Here is a 959-nt window from a genome sequence, read left to right on the forward strand (position 1 = left end):
GTAAACGAACAAGATCGGCCAAATCGTGATTTATCCTATGAGGAAGTCATGAAGATATTAGGGTTTTATAAAGAGAAAGGGCATTTAGTAAACTATACAATCTTACTGGCGTTAGCCAGTACAGGTGCAAGGATTCAGGAATTGTGTACAACAAGAGTAAAAGATTTACACTATGATGGGAAGTATTGGTTAAAAGTGATTGGAAAAGGGGATAAGGTACGTGAACTTTTCGTTTCGGAACATTTGTATCAGTGTATTTGTGAAATGAGAAGAAGAAGAGGGTTTAAAACAGAATTAGACCAAGGGGATGAAAGCCCATTATTTGTAAACCAAAGAGGTGATTTTTATAACTCAAAAACGTTATCTAACCAGGTAACAGATATGATAAAAAAAACAAATCTGGATTTCTTAAAATATCGTGAAAATCCAGTCACAGCACATACATTCCGACATGCCTTTGCAATTATGGCAGTAGAACAGGGGAATGCTGATTTGTATCATTTGATGCAGACCTTAGGACATGAAAATATTCAAACCACTAAGATATATTTAGAAAAACATATGAAGCGTAAAAATAATGTTGGGGTTATCTTTGCAGATATGCTTAATGGGAATTAAGTATTGTTATGATATTCAAATTAACGTTTTAAGCAAGGAGTTAATGTGTAAAAATTACATATTAACTCCGAATATATTAACTTTTATCTAGGAAGGTAGCAAGTATCCCTTGATTTCAACTAATATAAAACTGCTAAATTGATTTTTTTAGCTCATCTATTTATTGAATTCATTAACTGGAAAAAGTATTCAGGTTTATGAGTCTTATTTAGGTTATACCATGAATGTAATGTATCTGATGCGAATACATCTAATTTTTTCAGTACTTCCACCGCAAATTCCAGAGGGGCTACTCCTGATGCAGTAACTAAATTTTCACCAGATACCGCAGGTCTCATCTC

General features: G+C 33.3%; 1 protein-coding gene and 1 pseudogene. One reads left to right on the forward strand and one right to left on the reverse strand.

All coding sequences use genetic code 11. The features are described from left to right. A partial coding sequence (locus tag HRG09_RS28145; RefSeq protein WP_174104078.1) for a tyrosine-type recombinase/integrase occupies positions 1 to 618 on the forward strand: 618 nt, incomplete at its 5' end. Positions 619 to 770: 152 nt separating this feature from the next. On the opposite strand, the pseudogene HRG09_RS28150 reads toward HRG09_RS28145, so the two are convergent. Continuing rightward, positions 771 to 959 (reverse strand): annotated as a pseudogene (locus HRG09_RS28150) (glutamine amidotransferase); the annotation flags it as partial.

The sequence above is a fragment of the Bacillus sp. Xin1 genome, assembly GCF_013314535.1.
GTDB lineage: Bacteria > Bacillota > Bacilli > Bacillales > Bacillaceae_G > Bacillus_A.